This is a genomic window from Williamsoniiplasma lucivorax ATCC 49196 (assembly GCF_000518285.1).
Lineage (GTDB): Bacteria > Bacillota_I > Bacilli_A > Mycoplasmatales > Mycoplasmataceae > Williamsoniiplasma > Williamsoniiplasma lucivorax.
Genome location: NZ_JADH01000010.1, coordinates 1 through 17,963 on the forward strand (window position 1 = coordinate 1; position 17,963 = coordinate 17,963).

General features: G+C 31.2%; 11 protein-coding genes and 1 other annotated feature. Of the genes, 1 reads left to right on the forward strand and 10 read right to left on the reverse strand.

What is annotated here, in order from left to right:
- Positions 1 to 30 precede the first annotated feature (30 nt).
- From P695_RS0102925 to P695_RS0102935, 3 genes are all read right to left on the reverse strand, one after another.
- Positions 31 to 2,292, reverse strand: a complete 2,262-nt coding sequence (locus P695_RS0102925) for a hypothetical protein (RefSeq protein ID WP_028126774.1) — start codon at positions 2,290 to 2,292, stop codon at positions 31 to 33.
- A 1,207-nt stretch (positions 2,293 to 3,499) separates the two neighbouring features.
- A complete protein-coding gene (locus P695_RS0102930) occupies positions 3,500 to 4,744 on the reverse strand; it encodes a serine hydroxymethyltransferase (RefSeq protein WP_035026368.1) in 1,245 nt (414 codons plus the stop codon).
- On the reverse strand, positions 4,734 to 5,177 hold the full coding sequence (locus tag P695_RS0102935) for an RpiB/LacA/LacB family sugar-phosphate isomerase (RefSeq protein WP_028126776.1): 444 nt from the start codon (positions 5,175 to 5,177) through the stop codon (positions 4,734 to 4,736). The genes P695_RS0102930 and P695_RS0102935 overlap by 11 nt, the downstream gene beginning before the upstream one ends.
- Before the next feature lie 75 nt (positions 5,178 to 5,252).
- Here P695_RS0102935 and P695_RS0102940 point away from each other — a divergent pair, with 75 nt between their 5' ends.
- The gene (locus tag P695_RS0102940; RefSeq protein ID WP_028126777.1) at positions 5,253 to 5,549 is read left to right on the forward strand and encodes a rhodanese-like domain-containing protein; all 297 of its coding nucleotides are present in this window, start codon (positions 5,253 to 5,255) and stop codon (positions 5,547 to 5,549) included.
- A 390-nt stretch (positions 5,550 to 5,939) separates the two neighbouring features.
- Here P695_RS0102940 and P695_RS0102945 read toward each other — a convergent pair whose 3' ends face one another.
- The 7 genes from P695_RS0102945 to rplJ all read right to left on the reverse strand — a co-directional run bounded on the left by P695_RS0102945 (position 5,940) and on the right by rplJ (position 17,711).
- A complete protein-coding gene (locus tag P695_RS0102945) occupies positions 5,940 to 6,149 on the reverse strand; it encodes a hypothetical protein (RefSeq protein WP_028126778.1) in 210 nt (69 codons plus the stop codon).
- A 639-nt stretch (positions 6,150 to 6,788) separates the two neighbouring features.
- Entirely contained in the window at positions 6,789 to 7,547 is a 759-nt protein-coding gene (locus P695_RS0102950; protein WP_028126779.1) for a hypothetical protein, read from the reverse strand.
- Positions 7,548 to 7,856: 309 nt separating this feature from the next.
- Positions 7,857 to 11,612, reverse strand: a complete 3,756-nt coding sequence (gene rpoC / locus P695_RS0102955) for a DNA-directed RNA polymerase subunit beta' (RefSeq protein ID WP_028126780.1) — start codon at positions 11,610 to 11,612, stop codon at positions 7,857 to 7,859.
- Positions 11,613 to 11,626: 14 nt separating this feature from the next.
- Positions 11,627 to 15,445: a DNA-directed RNA polymerase subunit beta gene (gene rpoB / locus P695_RS0102960; RefSeq protein ID WP_028126781.1), complete on the reverse strand. Its 3,819-nt coding sequence runs from the start codon at positions 15,443 to 15,445 to the stop codon at positions 11,627 to 11,629.
- An 8-nt stretch (positions 15,446 to 15,453) separates the two neighbouring features.
- The gene (locus P695_RS0102965; protein ID WP_146063648.1) at positions 15,454 to 16,557 is read right to left on the reverse strand and encodes a hypothetical protein; all 1,104 of its coding nucleotides are present in this window, start codon (positions 16,555 to 16,557) and stop codon (positions 15,454 to 15,456) included.
- A 268-nt stretch (positions 16,558 to 16,825) separates the two neighbouring features.
- Positions 16,826 to 17,191, reverse strand: a complete 366-nt coding sequence (gene rplL, locus P695_RS0102970) for a 50S ribosomal protein L7/L12 (RefSeq protein ID WP_028126783.1) — start codon at positions 17,189 to 17,191, stop codon at positions 16,826 to 16,828.
- Between the two features lie 25 nt (positions 17,192 to 17,216).
- Positions 17,217 to 17,711, reverse strand: coding sequence for a 50S ribosomal protein L10 (rplJ, locus tag P695_RS0102975; protein ID WP_028126784.1), 495 nt, complete (start codon positions 17,709 to 17,711; stop codon positions 17,217 to 17,219).
- A gap of 8 nt (positions 17,712 to 17,719) precedes the next feature.
- Positions 17,720 to 17,853 (reverse strand) — a sequence feature (ribosomal protein L10 leader region).
- Positions 17,854 to 17,963: the final 110 nt, after the last annotated feature.

The following is a 17,963-nucleotide window of genomic DNA, read 5'->3' on the forward strand; positions in this document are numbered from 1 at the left end:
TCATTCTGATTATTGTTTTCAATATTCTAGTTATAAAGTTCTTGATAAATTAAAAACTATTAATGCCAAAACTTCAATGGGAAGGGTTGGGAATTCATTAGATAACCGAGAAGTTGAATATTTCTTTGGTTGCTTAAAAGGAGAATATTTAAATCATTTAGCTACTGCCAAAATGAAATTTAATGAAATTCATAAGTATATATCAGAATATATAGAGTGATATAATTTTAAAAGAAAACAAAAAGTATTGAATTGAAAAACGCCAGCTTCCGCTAGCGCTATTAATTCATAAAATGTAGAATTTATTTTTCCGTGTTTAATAGTAACTGCACCTGTTATTTTACCTGTTCCAACTGAAGCTGAAATTATCAACTCTCCCTCAATGATGTTTTCACCATTAATTGCTGATCCAGTTAGTTCATAATCTTCTTCACGAGCAAAACCAAAACCTTCTAATTTATTTAATTCCGCTCTAACCAAATTTTTCACATTTTCTAAAGATGTTCCAAACATTATAGAAACTTCCATGTTTGTAATATCTGCTTTTACTAATTGAATAGTCAATACACCCTTGATTAAGTTTGATGTAGATGCAGCTGTTATGGTTAGCTCTCCCTCAATTAAGTTCCCATTCACGAATGCTGGCCCACTCAATTTATAATCCGCATCAGTTATATCAGCAACATCTAGTAAAGTCTTAATTTTTTCATTAACAAGATGCTTAGCTTCTGCAAGTGATAGATTTGGAATAAGTTTTAATTTCAGATTTGCAATGTTGTGTTTCACTATTGAGATAGTTGTTGCACCTGTAATTTTTTTTGATGATTCTGCAGCTGTAATCACTAAATTTCCTTCAGATAATTTTTCATTCGCAATTCCCTCTTCACTCAAAACAAAATCTGTATCTTCGATAAAACTTACACCTGGTAAATTATTCATCGCAGTTCTAATTGCACTTTTTGCATTTGTTAATGTCATCCCAATTGCCAAAGGCACTTGAAGATTTGCAATGTTGTGTTTTGTCACTTGTATTGTCACTGAACCCTTAATTTTATTTGATGAAGTAGACGCCGTTATTCTCAAGTCTCCTTCAGTTAGTTTTCCATTTGTAAATCTTTCTTCACTCAAAACAAAATCTGTATCTTGGATAAAACTTACACCTGGTAAATTATTCATCGCATTTCTAATTGCGGTTCTTACATCTATTAATGATGATTCAGGTCCCAATGAAACTTGGAGATTTGCAATATTTACTTTTGCTAGCAAGATAGTAACTGTACCGATAATTTTTTTCGTTGAATTAGAAGCCGTTATTGTTACACTTCCTTCAGCCAATTTCTCATCCACGATTCCGTCTCCACTTAGAACAAAATCATTATCAGTAACAAAACCAACACCCGGTAAATTATTTATCGCAGCTCTAATAATTGTATTAGCCTCTAATAAAGTCGCTCCAACATGCAATTTGGGTTGAATATTTGTGATGTTTGCTTTTGTTAATTCAATAGTAATTGAACCTTTAATTTTATTTGATGAAGCTTTAGCTCTTATTGTAAAACTTCCTTGTTCAGCTAAATTTGCACCATTAATCCCAGTTCCACTAATGTCAAAATCATCTGCCTCACTAATAGAGCTAACACCTGGTAATCTATTGATTGCATTTATAACATGTACTTTCGCCATACTCAGGGGTATATCTGGAGCAAGACTTAATTGTATATTTGCAAGGTCTGTTTTTCCTACTTCAAGCACTTTTAAACCTTTAATTTTATTTGATGAACCTTTAGCTTGGACAGTTATTTCTCCTTCATATAATCTTCCAGTTTCAATTCCGGCCCCTTGAAATGTAAGGTCAGCATCTTTAACCGAACCAAAACCTGACATCGAGTTAATTGCGGTTCTAATCATTTGTTTTGCTTTTCAAGATGGTTCTCCAGGTGCAAACCTTAAGCTTTCCATTAACCCAATGTCTTTTCTGAAGATATAACTAACCACGACTTCACCTTGATAAGAACCATTAATTTTTAAGGTTGCTTGTTCATTTGTGGGAGTAGTCCCGGTTTTTATAGCTATTGTTGCTTCACTCATGCTTGCATTTAAGGTTTTAAATTTTGCAATAATAGTGTCTGGCGTGATATCACCTAAGATACCTAAATCCACATTAAATCTTTGCATTTGATTACCATTGCGGGTGTTGTTTTTTGAGTGTGGACTGCAAGAGCAAGCCACAATCGTCGAAGTTGATGCTGCTGCTACAAGCACAGATCCCAACATCATTAATAATTTTTTCATTCTTCTCCTATTTGATGTGAGCATAAAATGAATCATAATATTTTATAAGTTATTAATCATCTATAAAATCAATTCGATTCCCAAAACCTGAGGCAAAAAATTTGTTTTTTGCCTATTATTTTTCAGAATATATTAACTTAAGGACACCGCCTTTTTCAAGGTGGTGTCCTTAACATACTCTAGTCTTTATGTCACTCCATAACAATTACTATTATTGATTTTTTTTTATTTGCAATAATATAGTATTAAAAAAAGAAAATTTATTACCATCTGAAAATAATATTTCGTTAAAAAGAATCGCTAACAAAGCGAAATTGGACATGATTAAAGAGCCAAGTGTTACAAGAGCAAAATTATTATAAAGCCTCTAATTGTTTTTATTTGGCATGATTACTAAGATCTAAACAAACTTAACCAATGATCTTTTAAGAAAATAACTGGTTTTTCTTTTTATCAAACTATTTAGCATAAAAGAAAACTTTTTCTAAAATAGCGTTTTTCACTTAACTATTATCTTAGAAGTGTATAATAGGGTTAGCAATTAAAAAAACAGTGTCAAAAGACAAGTTTTGAATTAATTGATTTTTAGTTGCTATTATTTGTTCTTTTAAAAAATAGTAGATTTCAGATTATAAAAATTTTCAAAAATTCGTTTCTTCTTGGCTTTCCAAGTTGGTTGTTAGTTTTTACTCTTTCTTACCCTTTGTATATTATATGATTTAATATTTTTTCAATTATTAACATCATTAAATTAATAGTTGTTCTTGTGCTTTCGTTAGCGAAAGTTATTATATTCGGCTGTTAGCTTAGTAATAATGTTTATTAAATAAATTTCCTTTCTGTTCTTAAAAACTTAATTATTATAAGTGTCTAAACTACCTTGTGAATTATAATTATTTATTAAATTCTTGTTTCTTTCAAAATGGTTTATTCTGTCTCGTGTGTTTTCCATTAGTAAAATAATTATTAATATGTGTTTTAAATCTAGAAATCAAAACTATTGATAAAGACCAAATATAAAAATGAACTCTGTATTCAATCTTAGCCATAGCTAAGATTCATATGAGTTCTTTTTTATGGTTTAAATCTGATTACCAACAATATAGTTTGACATAGCAAATATTGAAAACAGCATTTGAAAATGCTGTTTTTTGTTAAAGATTAAAGAAAAAACATTTTAAGATACAACCTTAAAATGTTTTCATAATTAGTATTTTAAATTTTGATAAATCGGGAATTGTTCACAAAGAGCAATTACTTCTTTTGATAATTTGTTGATGTTTTCTTCTGAATGATCTTCTAAAGCACTAACGATTAAATCAGCTACTTTAATAAATTCTTTTTCTTTAAAACCACGTGTTGTCATAGCAGCGGTCCCAATTCTCACACCTGATGTGTTGTATGGTGATTCAGTGTCAAATGGTAGTAATTCTTTATTAGTAATAATTCCAATTGATTCTAAAATCTTTTCAGCTTTTCTTCCAGTGATATTAAAAGCAGTTTTCACTTCAAAGTTGATTAAGTGGTTATCAGTTCCACCAGTCAACATTCTAATGCCACGTTCTTTAAAACGTGCTTCAACAGCTTTACTATTTTTAATAATTTGTTTTCCGTATTCAACAAATTCCGGAGTTGATGCTTCTAATAAAGCTTGGGTTTTCCCAGCAATTTGGTTTTCTAAAGGTCCACCTTGTGATCCTGGGAAAACTGCTGAATCAACTTGTTTAGCGTATTGAGCTTTACAGAAAATAATCCCTCCACGTGCACCACGTAAAGTTTTATGCGTGGTTGTTGTGACAATGTCGGCATAATCAACTGGGTTTGGGTGTTGACCAGTAGCAACTAGTCCAGCAATGTGTGCCATATCAACCATTAACATTGCTCCAACTTTATCAGCAATTTCTCTAAATTTTTTGAAATCAATAATTCGTGAATAAGCACTAGCTCCAGCAACAATTAATTTTGGTTTATGTTCTAAAACAATTTTTTCAACTTCATCAAAATCAATTAATTCAGTTTCACGATTGACACCATAATGTTTAAAATCGTATAAACTTCCTGAAAAGTTTAAAGCAAAACCATGAGTTAAGTGTCCTCCGGCATCTAATGACATTGCCACAACTTTATCTCCAGGCTTAATGATTGCTTTGTAAGCGGCTTCGTTGGCTTGTGATCCTGAGTGTGGTTGGATATTTGCATGATCAGCATTAAATAATTTTTTGGCTGTTTCGATGCCTAATGTTTCGATTTCATCAATAAATTCACAACCTCCATAATATCTTTTCCCAGGCAGTCCTTCAGCATATTTGTTAGTCAGAATTGAACCGTTGGCAATTAGGACTGCTTCAGAAACATAGTTTTCTGAAGCGATTAATTCGATATGTGTTTGTTGTCTTTTTAATTCTTTGTTTATTGATTCTTGGATCAGTGGGTTTAATTTGTTACTTTGCATAATTTTTAAGTACCTCTACTCTTTCTTTGTGTCTTCCACCTTCAAACGGTGTGTTTAAAAATGTATCAACAATTTTAATAGCTTTGTCATTAGCAATTAACCTTGCTCCCAATGCTATTATATTCGCGTTATTGTGTTTTTTAATTAATTCCGCTGTTTGAGTTTCATAACTCAAACCAGCAATTGCACCTTTAACTTTATTTGCAGCGACCGAAATTCCAACTCCAGTGCCACAAATCACAATCCCTAAACTAGTTGGTTCATTAACAACAGTCTTAGCTAATTGAATGCCTAATTCAGCATAATTGCTAGCAATTCCATCATTATTCCCAAAATCTACGACTTCGTAGCCTGCTTTTTGTAAATGATTGATTAAAGCATTTTTCATGTCAACACCGGTGTGATCATTTGTGATATAAATTTTTTCTTTCATGATACCTCCATTAGAATTATTTTAACAATAAACGAAAATAAAAAGAATAAGGTTTAAAATAATTATGAGGTTTATATGAAAGATTATGTTACTGTCAAAGAATTTTATGAAAAATTAGATCAAGGTTGAAAAGTTCTTGATGTGAGAAGTCCTCAAGAATTAAAGTATTTAAATACTTTTCCAAATTCAATTAATATTCCATATCCCGAATGTGTGGATCGCATGGCTCATTATTTTCCAAACAAAAATGAAAAATTGATTACTTTATGTAATGCTGGTAATCGTTCAGGCATGACTGCCCGAGCATTTCGTAAACATGGATATTTAAATGTTTATGTCTTAAATGGTGGAATGGAAGCTTTAGATTTATAAAAAACAAACTTTTGTTGAAAAATTAGTTACTAATTAATCTCAAAAGTTTGTTTTTTTAAGGGTTAATAAAATTTCTCTAAATTTTATGAATTGGTTGGTTTTTTAGCTAATAGAATCAGCTCATGGTCTATCTCAAGTCATGAATGCTCATGTACCAATGAAAATACCAGCATGATATGTATCACATTTTCTAACATAATCACTTCCACCTGCTAATGTTAAAAATGGCACTGTTATCCATTCATTAATGGTTTCTACTCTTATTTTAATTCTTTAAATTTTAAAGTCTATCAATCATGGAGATTATCAATTATTTGTCCCTAAACCAAAAGATATTGAAGATAAAAACTCATCAAAGTTATGGGTTAACTTTGATGAGTTAAAATTAAACTATTTTTGTGTTTCTGCTAAATTTTTATAATAAAAGAAATTTTCAATGATAACTTTTTTAAACTCAGAGAAGTACACTAATTTTTGATCGACAATCATACTATCAAGATGCAATTTTTCCATTCAAAAAATGAAAAGACTAACATTTTTTAAATAAGTAATAAAAATCTTAAGTTCTTGAGTTTCTCTATTTTTATGTGGTAACTTCATAAGCTTCTTCTGGCATTTTTTGAAATCAAAATTAAGTTTTGCTTCAAACATTTTAATTTTATTTTTTGGACAAGAGTGTGGAAAAAATCAAGCATATGTCGGAATTAAGAACAAATACATCATTCATCAATTAGTGTTTTTTAAAGTAATGAGATGAGGTTTGTGATAATTAATATTGAACTTAAAATTATCTAAGGATAATTTGTTTTTTAATTCGCATTCATAATTGAAATATAGTTTATTTTGAGACCACATTAATTTGTTGTTTCTTCATCAAAATCATAGGATAACTAATAGGTGAATAATTCAAAAACCAATACTTATTGATAGGTAAACTATCAATTCTTCATTTTTTGTTTTGCTTAAAAAAATTGTCCAACAAGTAAAGAGGATGAAAATTAACGAAGATGAAAACATAAACACCAAATAGTAACTTAGGTTTTTTCATTGCATTGTTTTAAAATAGAGAGGTAATTGCTTAAAATTTATTTCTTTTTCAAACATGTTATAAACTATTTTGTTTTTTAACCTATTACCCATGGCATACAAAATAGTGTAAAAAATACAAAGTATTAATAAAACAGAATAAGTGATTAAGGTGGCAATCATATTGTTTTTTCCTTTCTACATTTTTATAAATTATCTTGCTTCGGTTTCTTTATTTAAATTTTTATAATAAAAGAAGTTTTGAATTACTGCTTTTTTTAATTCATCGATATAAACTGTCTTACCATTTATCACAATTCAACCTGAACCATATTTTTCGATTCTTCAAATAAATAAACCATGAATCCTTAAATAACTAAGAAAAAGTTTGATTTTTTTATTTGGTGTTTTTGCTTTGAGAATCTTTTTATTATATATTTTGGTTTCAATATTCAACTGTTTTTTTCAGCTGCGATATCTTAAACCTGCATTTGGAATTAAAGTAATTTCATTTAATTGGTAATGGCTTATATCCATTTTAAAATTTTCTTGATTTCATTTGTGTTCTAATTCAGGATCACAAATATCATAAACATGACTAGCAGAAGCAATGATTTTGCTTGTTTTTAAATAAAAATAAGAGGTAAGTGCAATATAAAGCATTCATCCAATTGAACTAATGACAAAGAATCAAATCACTTCATTTTTAAATGCATGTGCTTTATTTATAATGAAAAAATAATAACCAGACATGATGTAAGCTATTAGTGTTAGAAAAAAACAAACGAAATTATGAATTAATAATTTACATTTTGCTTTTTTAAAAAATAATGGAAATTTGGAAAAATCTATTAAATTTTTATACACATCATAAATTAATGTTTTTTTTCAATTGCCATATCCTCAAGTAATGAAAATTGCAAACAATGCAAATTCTAATGCAACAACTACAAATATAATTGATTCAGCCATTTTCATTCTCCTTTTGGGTTTTATTATCATTTTTTATACACTTTTAAAAATGAAAAATTGAAAAAAATAAAAAATATTTTTAAAAAAATAGAGATAAATCGACGAAAAAATTGAAAAATAGAAATTTTATTTGTGTTGTTAGATATTTGTTGAGAAAATCATATAAGTGAGTGCTAAAGTTAATCAAGCTGTTTTTTTAGAATTTTAATAATTATTTGTTGAGAAAATACAAAAAATACCACTTTTGAGGGTTTCTCAAAAGTGGTATTTTAGAATTTTAAAATGTTTAACTGATTAAGTTATCTAATTTTAATATTCGTTTTTATGGTATTCTTCACCAATACGCATTACTTCTTCAGCACCAGTTAGTCCAGTTCCAGCAGGGATTAAGTTTCCTAACATAATGTTTTCTTTTAATCCTTGTAGTTTATCAACTTTACCACCAATAATGGCTTTTGATAACACACGAGCAGTATCTTGGAATGAAGCAGAAGATAATCATGAACCTGATTCTAATGGAGCTTTTTTAATTCCAAAGATTGTTGTTTTAACAATCGCTGGACGTTTACCTTGCATTAGAGATTTGGCAACACTATCTTTATACGCTTGACTAGTGATGATTTCTCCAGGTAATAAGTCTGAATCCATACCATCAAGAACACGTACTTTGTTTAACATTTGTTTAATGATAATTTCGATGTATTTATCTGAAATTTCAATCCCTTGTAAACGGTAAACTTTTTGAACTTCTTTTAGAATGTAGTTTTGCACATCAACAACAGCAGCAACTTCTAACAATTCACGTAAATCAATTGCTCCTTCTGTCAGTTTTTGGCCTTTATAAACTGTATCACCTTTAGCAACACGTACCACAGCTTGGAATTGAGTACGGTATTTTTTAACTTCTTGTTCGTTTTCAACAACAATGACATAAATTCCATCATCATCAATAACTTCTTTAACAATCCCATCTAGTTGTGAAATAATCGCAACTGATCCTTTTGGTGTTGTGACGTCAAGTAGTTCTTTAATACGTGGAAGACCTTGGGTAATATCAGCATCCCCAGCAACCCCTCCAGTATGGAAGTTACGCATAGTTAGCTGTGTTCCAGGTTCTCCAATTGATTGCGCGGCAATTACTCCAACTGGTTCTCCAAGTTTAACAACATCACCAGTTGCTAAGTTCACACCATAACATTTTTGACAAACACCTTGGGTGTTATCACAAGTTAACACTGAACGAATGTAAACTGAATCAATATCATGTTTCACCACTAATTGTGCCAACTCTTTAGTAATCAAAGTATCTTTAGCAATAATAATATTACCTTCTTCATCTTCAATATCTTCAAATGAGTAACGTCCAATTAAACGGTCTTTTAATGGCACAATCACGTTGTTGTGTTTGGTATCCACAATTGAAGAAATTTTAAATCCAGAAATTGATTCACAGTCTTCACGAGAAACCACAATTTCTTGTGAAACGTCAACTAAACGACGAGTCAAGTATCCTGAATCGGCAGTTTTTAAGGCAATATCAGCCATCCCTTTACGAGCACCATGCGTTGAAATAAAGTATTCAGAAACTGATAGTCCTTCACGGAATGATGATTTAATTGGGATTTCTTTAATATCTCCCTTAGTATCATTCATCAATCCACGCATCCCTACAAGTTGAGTAAAGTTAGAAACGTTTCCACGAGCACCAGAATCAGCCATCACAAAGACTGGGTTTTTAGTATCTTGACGCAGAATTACTTCTAATTCTTTTTGAATTTGGTCTTTTAAATTAGATCAAACTTCAATAATACGAATTTTTTTCTCAGCAGCAGTTAGCATTCCTTGGTTGTAGTATTCAGTAATTTTAGCAACTTTTTCATCAGCTTCATCAAACTCATCATATTTAGCTGTATAAGCCACAACGTCTCCAGCTGAAATAGTTGTTCCAGATTTAGTTGAGAATCAGTATCCCAAGTCTTTCATGTTATCTAACATTTCAGCAGTTTTACGTGCTCCATAAATTCCAAAGTATTTTTCAATAATTAATGAAAGTTCTTTTTTCTTAATTGGTTGATTGATTTCATATGTCGCAATGAAATCATTAATATTTGTTGAGTATGGTAATAAATATTTTTGAATTTCAGTTTCAGCATTAAAGATTGCTGAAGAGTTGATTCAAGCGAAATCTTTAGTAAAGATTTCGTTGAATAAAACTTTACCAACAGTGGTGAATAAGTATTTATCTTTAGCATCAACTGGTAGTTTAGTTGCTGGTAAGGCACTTGTTGCAATTCCAATTAAAGCATTTAAATTAACACTTTCAGTAGCATAAGCTGTTTTTAATTCATCAATTGTTGCAAAGATTGTTCCTTCTCCTAAAACACCTTTTTCTTCTTGTGTTAAGTAGTAGTTTCCCAGAATCATATCTTGGGTTGGGGTTACAATCGCTTTTCCATCTTTTGGCCCAAGAATTGCATTTGATCCTAACATTAAAGCACGAGCTTCTCCGATTGCTTCTTTCGTAATCGGAACGTGAACAGCCATTTGGTCCCCGTCAAAGTCGGCGTTAAATGCAGTGGTTACTAATGGGTGCAAACGGATTGCTTTCCCTTTAACAATTTTTGGTTCAAAAGCTTGAATTCCTAAACGGTGAAGAGTTGGGGCACGGTTCAATAAGACTGGACGATCTTTGATCACTTGTTCTAAAGCTTCTCAAATTTTTGGATCGTTATGTTGAATCATTTTTTCAGCAATTTTAACGTTTTCTGCAAATTCATGTTCTTGTAATCATTGCACAACAAATGGTTTGAATAAAATGATTGCCATATCACGAGGAATTCCTGCTTGGTACATTTTTAAATTTGGACCAACAGCAATAACTGAACGACCAGAATAGTCAACACGTTTTCCTAAAAGGTTTTGACGGAAACGTCCTTGTTTTCCTTTTAAAGTTGAAGTTAAAGATTTTAAAGGACGTTTGTCTTTTCCAATTACTGGACGAGGCTTACGTTCGTTATCTAATAAGGCATCAACAGCTTCTTGTAACATACGTTTTTCGTTGTTAATGATAATTGATGGTGCACCCATTTCTTTAATTTTCTTTAAACGTTCATTTCGAATAATAATTCTTCTGTAAAGGTCATTGATTTCACTAGTTGTAAAACGTCCTCCATCCAATTGAATAATTGGACGAATGTCTGGTGGGATCACTGGTAGGGTACGTAAAATCATTCATTCAGCTTTTGCTCCAGATTTATTTAATGAATCCAAAACTTCTAAACGACGCATGATTTTTGTTTGTTCAGCACTTCCAGATTTTTCACGTAAATCATTTTTCAATGTTTCAATTGTGTTTGGAATATCAACATTTTTTAGTAGATATTCAATTGCTTCGGCACCAATTCCAAATTTGGCTCCAGTGTGTTTTGCAATCAAAGTTGTTGCTTCATCGATTGAGAAAGGCACACTTGTGTTATCTAGTTCTTCTAATAAACGTGTTGCTTTTCTAAAATCACGTGATTCTTGATCAGTAATTGATGCTAATAAAGATTTAATAATTGTTGCTAATTTTTCACGAGTTTTAGTTGCTTTTGAAGAACCAAGATCTAGTACTTCTCCAACTTTTAATTGTTTTAAAGTTCCTACTTCAAGCACAACATGACTAACGAAATAAACAACTTCTTCTAGTTCTTTAGATTTTAAATCTAAAACTGCTGCAATTCTTGAGGGAGCTACTTTTAACATTCAAATATGAGTGACTGGTTCTTCTAATTCGATATGTCCCATTCTTTCACGGCGAACAATTGACTCAGTCAATTCAACACCACAACGTTCACAAACTTTTCCTTTGTTCATTGGGTTAGCTTTTTTATATTTTCCACAATAACATTCATAGTTCTTGGTTGGACCAAAGATTTTTTCATCAAATAGTCCATCTTTTTCTGCTTTTAATGTTTTGTAGTTGATTGTTTCGGGTTTTGTTACTTCACCACGAGATCAAGAACGAATAGTGTCTGGAGAAGCTAATTCGATTTTGATCCATTTTTTGTTTTTGTTAAATTCCATAATTTCTCCAATTCCTATTTAAATGATTTTTCTATTTCTTCAGTATCAACACCGGTTAATCCATCAGTATCTTTGTATCCGAAATTATTTGCTAATTGATCACCTGATTGATATGCATCTAATTCAGAGTCAACTTCGTCATCATCATATGCATTGATTGCTAATTTACGACCAGTTTGGTCTTCCATATACATATCAAATCCTAATCCCATAATTTCTTTGGTTAAAACGTTGAATGATTCAGGAATTCCAGGTTCGGGAATTTGTTTTGAACGTACAATAGCTTCATAAGTTTTCGCACGACCTTTAATATCATCAGATTTAATAGTTAAGATTTCTCTTAGAATGTGAGCAGCTCCATAAGCTTCCAACGCTCAAACTTCCATTTCACCAAATCTTTGTCCTCCATTTTGAGCTTTTCCCCCTAATGGTTGTTGAGTAATTAATGAGTATGGTCCAACGTTACGAGCATGTAATTTATCATCAACCATGTGAGATAGTTTCAACATGTACATCACCCCAACAGCAATTGGTTTATCCATAACTTCACCAGTTTGACCATCGATTAATTTAACTTTTCCAAAGTTAGTCATTCCAGCTTCAGCCATAATGTCATCTAATTCTGTTGAAGTTAATCCTTCGAAAACTGGTGCTGCAATTTTAACACCAAGTTTTTGAGCAGCCATTCCTAAGTGAATCTCAAGAATTTGCCCAATGTTCATACGTGATGGCACCCCTTGTGGGTTCAATAGAATATCAACTAGTGTTCCATCTTCTAAGTGTGGCATGTCTTCAACGGGAAGGATTTTTGAAATAACCCCTTTGTTTCCGTGACGTCCAGACATTTTGTCACCTTCTTGAATTTTACGTTTTTGCACAATGTAAACTTTGATGATTTCTAAAACGTCAGCTGGTAAATCATATCCATCTTCACGTGAGAAACGTTTGATTGATTGCACAGTACCTTCTCCACCATTTGGAACACGTAATGAGTTGTCTTTAACGTTTCTTGATTTTTCACCAAAGATTGCGTGTAATAATTTATCTTCTGGAGATAATTGAGTTTGTCCTTTTGGAGTTACTTTACCAACCAAAATATCACCAACTCTAACTTCAGTTCCAGGAGCAACAATTCCATCACTATCTAAGAATTTTTTTGCAGCTTCTGAAATGTTCGGAATTTCACGAGTGATTTCTTCAGGTCCGATTTTAGTATTACGTCTTTCAATAACATATTCATCAATGTGAATTGAAGTAAACTTGTCATCCATGACAACACGTTCACTCATAATAACAGCATCCTCGAAGTTGTATCCATTATAAGTTGTAAAGGCAACAACAACGTTTTGTCCAATTGCTAATTCACCTTGTTCCATTGATGGACCATCAGCAATAATTTGTCCTTTTTCTACTTTATCACCAACTTTAATTAATGGTGAATGTAATAAGGCAGTTCCATTATTTGAACGGTTGAAATCAGCTAATTCATAAGTCTTGATCCCATTTTTTGATTCAACTGTGATGATTTTTGAGTCAACATATTTAACGATTCCGCTATCAGCAGCAACAATTGCTGCTCCTGAATCTCTCGCTGCTTCAAATTCAATTCCTGTTCCCACAATTGGAGATTCAGGATTAATTAGTGGGACAGCTTGACGTTGCATGTTAGCACCCATTAAAGCACGGTTGGCGTCATCATTTTCTAAGAACGGAATCGCACTGGTTGCCACAGAAACAATTTGTTTTGGTGACACATCAATATAATCAACATCTTCTGTGTTGGCGATCATATCTCCACCGCGGAAACGAGCAACCACAGTTTTGTTTAAAATCTTACCATTGTCATCTTGTTTAACACCAGATTGTGAAATCACAAAGTTATGTTCTTCATCGGCTGTTAAATAATCAACAATATCATTTTGAATAACACCATCAACCACTTTACGGTATGGAGTCGTAATAAATCCGTATTCATTAACTTTTGCATAAGTTGAAAGGTTGTTAATCAATCCAATGTTTGGTCCTTCTGGAGTTTCAATTGGACAAATTCTTCCATAGTGAGATGGGTGAACGTCACGAACTTCTAATCCAGCACGATCACGACTTAATCCCCCAGGCCCTAGAGCAGTTAAACGACGTTTGTTTGTTAACTCTGAAAGTGGGTTAATTTGGTCCATGAATTGTGATAGTTGTGACAAGTTAAAGAACTCACCAATAATCGCAGTTAGTGGTTTGTTATTAATAATTGTTGAAGGTTTGATTTTGTATAGATTTGATGTCGCTAATTTTTCTTTAACGTTTTTTTCAATACGCATCATACCAATTCTAAATTGGTTTTGTAATAATTCCCCAACTGTACGCACACGACGGTTTCCTAAGTGGTCAATATCATCAACTTCACCAATTAAGTTTCCTAAATTAATGGCGTAAGAAATAGAAGCAAGAATATCTGGTACTGTTAAGAATTCTTCCTTGTTGTTAAATGGAACCCCGATAATTGCAACAGTTGCTTTACGTTGATCATTGTCAGCATAAACTCTTACTTTTTGAACTTTTCTAGCTCCCGCAATTTCGTTGGCGAATTTAACATCTTGAGTCATAACATCTGCTTGAAGAATGTGTTTAATTTCTTGGAAATTTGCTTTCACAATTTCAGTATCTTTAGGCACTAAAACATTACCTTTTTTATCAACAATATCTTCAGCTAAAATACGACCAATTAAACGGTTAGCAACTGATAATTTTTCTTGTAATTTAAAACGACCAGCTTTTGCTAAGTCATATTTACGTTTATCAAATAATAATCCATAAATAAATTTAGATGCTCCTTCAGCAGTTGCAGTTTCACCTTGACGGATTTTTTTATAAATTTCTTGAACTTGGTTATCTCAATCTAAATCTCAATCTCCAGTTAAGTTGTCTTGTTCATATGTATTTGTTAATAATGAAACATCATCAAATAAATCTAAAACATGAGATTTTTCCAATCCTAAAGTTGTCAATAATGAAGTTGCAGTTGATTTACGTGATTTATCAATTTTGACATAGAATGAAGAAATTGGTTTGTTGTTTAAAGCTTTTTTAGTTTCAGTTTCAAATTCTAATCATGTTCCTCTTGATGGAATAATATCTGCTGAATAAATAATTTCTCCATTTTTACGGTTTAAAGTTTTATCAAAATATGCTCCTGGTGAACGAACCAATTGTGAAACAATAACTTTTTGTGATCCATTAATAATAAAAGTTCCAGAATTAGTCATCATTGGAAATTCACCTAAGAAAACTTCTCCTGATTTATAAATTGAGGCATTAACAATTAATGAAGTTTCTTTTTCTTCAAGAATATCAATTTGCACAGAATCGGGAGTTGCTACTCCTCTCACTTTAATTTCGAAGAAATAAGTGTTTCCAGCATTTTGTTTGAAAGCAACTGATTTATTTTCTGCTTTTTCTTTTAATCATTCAGTGATTAATTTTTTCACATCTTTAACAAACACACCATCAATTTCTCTAGCAATTTCTTCTTGGGCAGAAACTGCTAATTTTAAATTAGCATAAATTGGTGCGTCATAAATTTTTGATTCAGTTCTAGCAACTGACATAGTTGTTCTTGGTTCACGGAATTCTCAATTTTCCATAGTTAAAACCGCAGTTCCATCACTTGAAAGAACTGGGAAAACTTCATCAAAAACTTCTTGAATACCTTTGTGTTTGAATCAATCAAAAGTTTCAAGTTGTACTTCAACTAAATTAGGTAGTGGTAAGTTAGAAGAAAACTTAGTATAGTCTCTTCTTTCCACACTACGATTAATTTTTTTAATTTTATAGCTCATTTTTTCTCCTATTTTTCTTTTAATAGCAATCTTATTTTTTGTAAAAACTGGTCATTTAGTTCAAAAAAACTTGATTGTTTCTCTTCTTTTTTAGCTAAGAATTTTAAATCTAACATTTTTTGAATGACAGATTTAATCTCTTTTTCTTTGGCAAATTGGAAATTTCTAATTTGCAAACTATTGGCGATTTTTTCTTCTTTTAAAACATTTGTATTTAAAAGAATAATTTTTGCTGCAATCACTTTATCAATGAATTTTGGAAAAACTGGTGTTGTTCCACTTTGATCTGATTGAATAAAATTATCAAATAAGTATAAACAATAAGTATCATTAACTCCGCTTTTAATAATTTCTTTTTCAAATTCTAAAAGTGAATCAAGATTAAGTTTTTCAAAACTTTCATTCACTTTCTTGATAAATTTATCCCAATGAATACCAAAGCTATGCATTGGATTGACAATTGGAATGTTCCAAGAATTTCTTTTTAAGTATCATCTCGCAAAAATAAAGGCGAGCGTAATACTGAATTCTTTGTATGGATAAATAAACAAGAAAGCATTTAAGATTACACCAGCTTGAGTAATTCCGCCAATATCTTTTTGATTTAAGTTTTTAATATAATTTAAAAACCCCTGTATTTCTTTGTCTATGATTTTGGTTTGTGGATTTAACAAATTTTTGAATGGTGTAGAAGTTTTAAGATTGCGATAATAATCAGCTTTAATATCTAAGTCAAAACCCATGTTCCTGAATAAAATATGTACAATTAGTTCATAGTTATCTTCATTAATTTGGAAACTGTCATTTTCAATTAAGTCCCAAATTTCAATCAGGTTTCAAATTTTAAACTCCTCACGGGTTTTAGGTTTTTTTCCACTATCAATTTCAATAATGCTTTGCACCGTTTTGGTGTAGTCACCTTGATCAAGATTTTCTTCAATGGCTAATAAGCTTAAAAAATCCATCAATTTCACATCTTTTGAAATGTTTGAATCCCGGGGAACTTCGTAAGCTTTTAAATAATCATATAAAAAACGATCACTACTTACTTGTCTTTTAAATGTAAAATGAAATTTACTATTATGCGACACTGGCAAGTTTGTAAAGTACATGTCATTATCTAAATTTTTGCTTGTTCTCTTTACTCATTTATCATTTAGAAAATAGTCTAAACCAACCACTCGTATTCTCCAATTCTTCCAACAATAGACCCAGAGAATAGTAGAAGTTCTTAGCTAGCTAAACTAATCTCAATCTTTTAAGTATAATACTTAATTGATAAATTTCAATAATCTATGGGTAATTTTGTGGATAAATCCACTATTAAGGTACAAAAAAACACCAAAATTGGTGTTTTTTAAGAGCTTAGAATCTTTTAAATTATTTTAATGTAACTGTTGCTCCAGCAGCAACTAAAGCTTCTTTCATTGCTTCTGCATCTTCAGTTTTAACGTTTTCTTTAACAGTAATTGGAACTGCTCCATCTACCATTTTTTTAGCATCCATTAATCCTAATCCTGTTAATTCTTTAACAGCTTTGATTAAGTTAACTTTTTGTTCTCCGATTGCTGTAATAACAACACTTACTTCTGATGGTGCTGCATTTGTTGCGGCTGCAGCTGGTGCTGCAACTGCTGCTGCTGCAACAACTCCAAAGTGTTCTTCGATTGCTTTAACTAAATCGTTTAATTCAGTTAATTTCATTTCTTCTAAAGCTTTAATAATATCGTCTTTTGTAATAGCCATGATTGTATTTTCCTTTTCTTTATTTTTATTCTGATTTTAGTTTAGCAACTTCTTTAGTTACTAACATAAATTGACGTAGTGGGTAGATCAATGAAGATGCGAACATACTGTATAATTCATCTTTTGAAGGAATTGATGCCACTTCATTGATTGCTTTGGTATCCATTACTGCACCTTCATAAACTCCGGCTTTTAAAACTAATTTTTCATTAGTTTTTGCGAAGTTAGCAACTAATTTTGCTGGTGCAATTGGATCTTCTGAAAATAAGAAAACATTTTGTTGAGTTAAGAATGCTTCTAATCCATCTAATCCCGCTTCTTTAGCCGCCCTGCGAACTAAAGAATCTTTGTAAACTTTAATGTCGATGTTATGTTCTAAACATAAACGACGTAATTGAGTCATTTGAGCAACTGTTAAAAATTTATATTCCGCAATTGCTACTCCATTAGATTTTAGTTTGTTTGTGATTTCAACAACAACTTCATTTTTCTTACTATGAGCTGGTCTTTCTAATTTCATAAAACCCTTTCTATCTATTAAAAACCTCGGGTAAGACCCGAGGAAAAAACAAAAAAGTTTTATTTTAAAACGTTTTGTCTCCTCGGTAGCAAATTAAGAACTAATGTTCAGCCACTGTCTTAGGTAACTAATAGCAATATAATAATAACATGTTATTAAATAAAACACGAAGTCGATTTTGTTTTTTTAAAGTTTTGTGGTTTTAATGTTAATTACTTTTGCTTGTTTTAGCCATTATTTTATGTTGAAGTC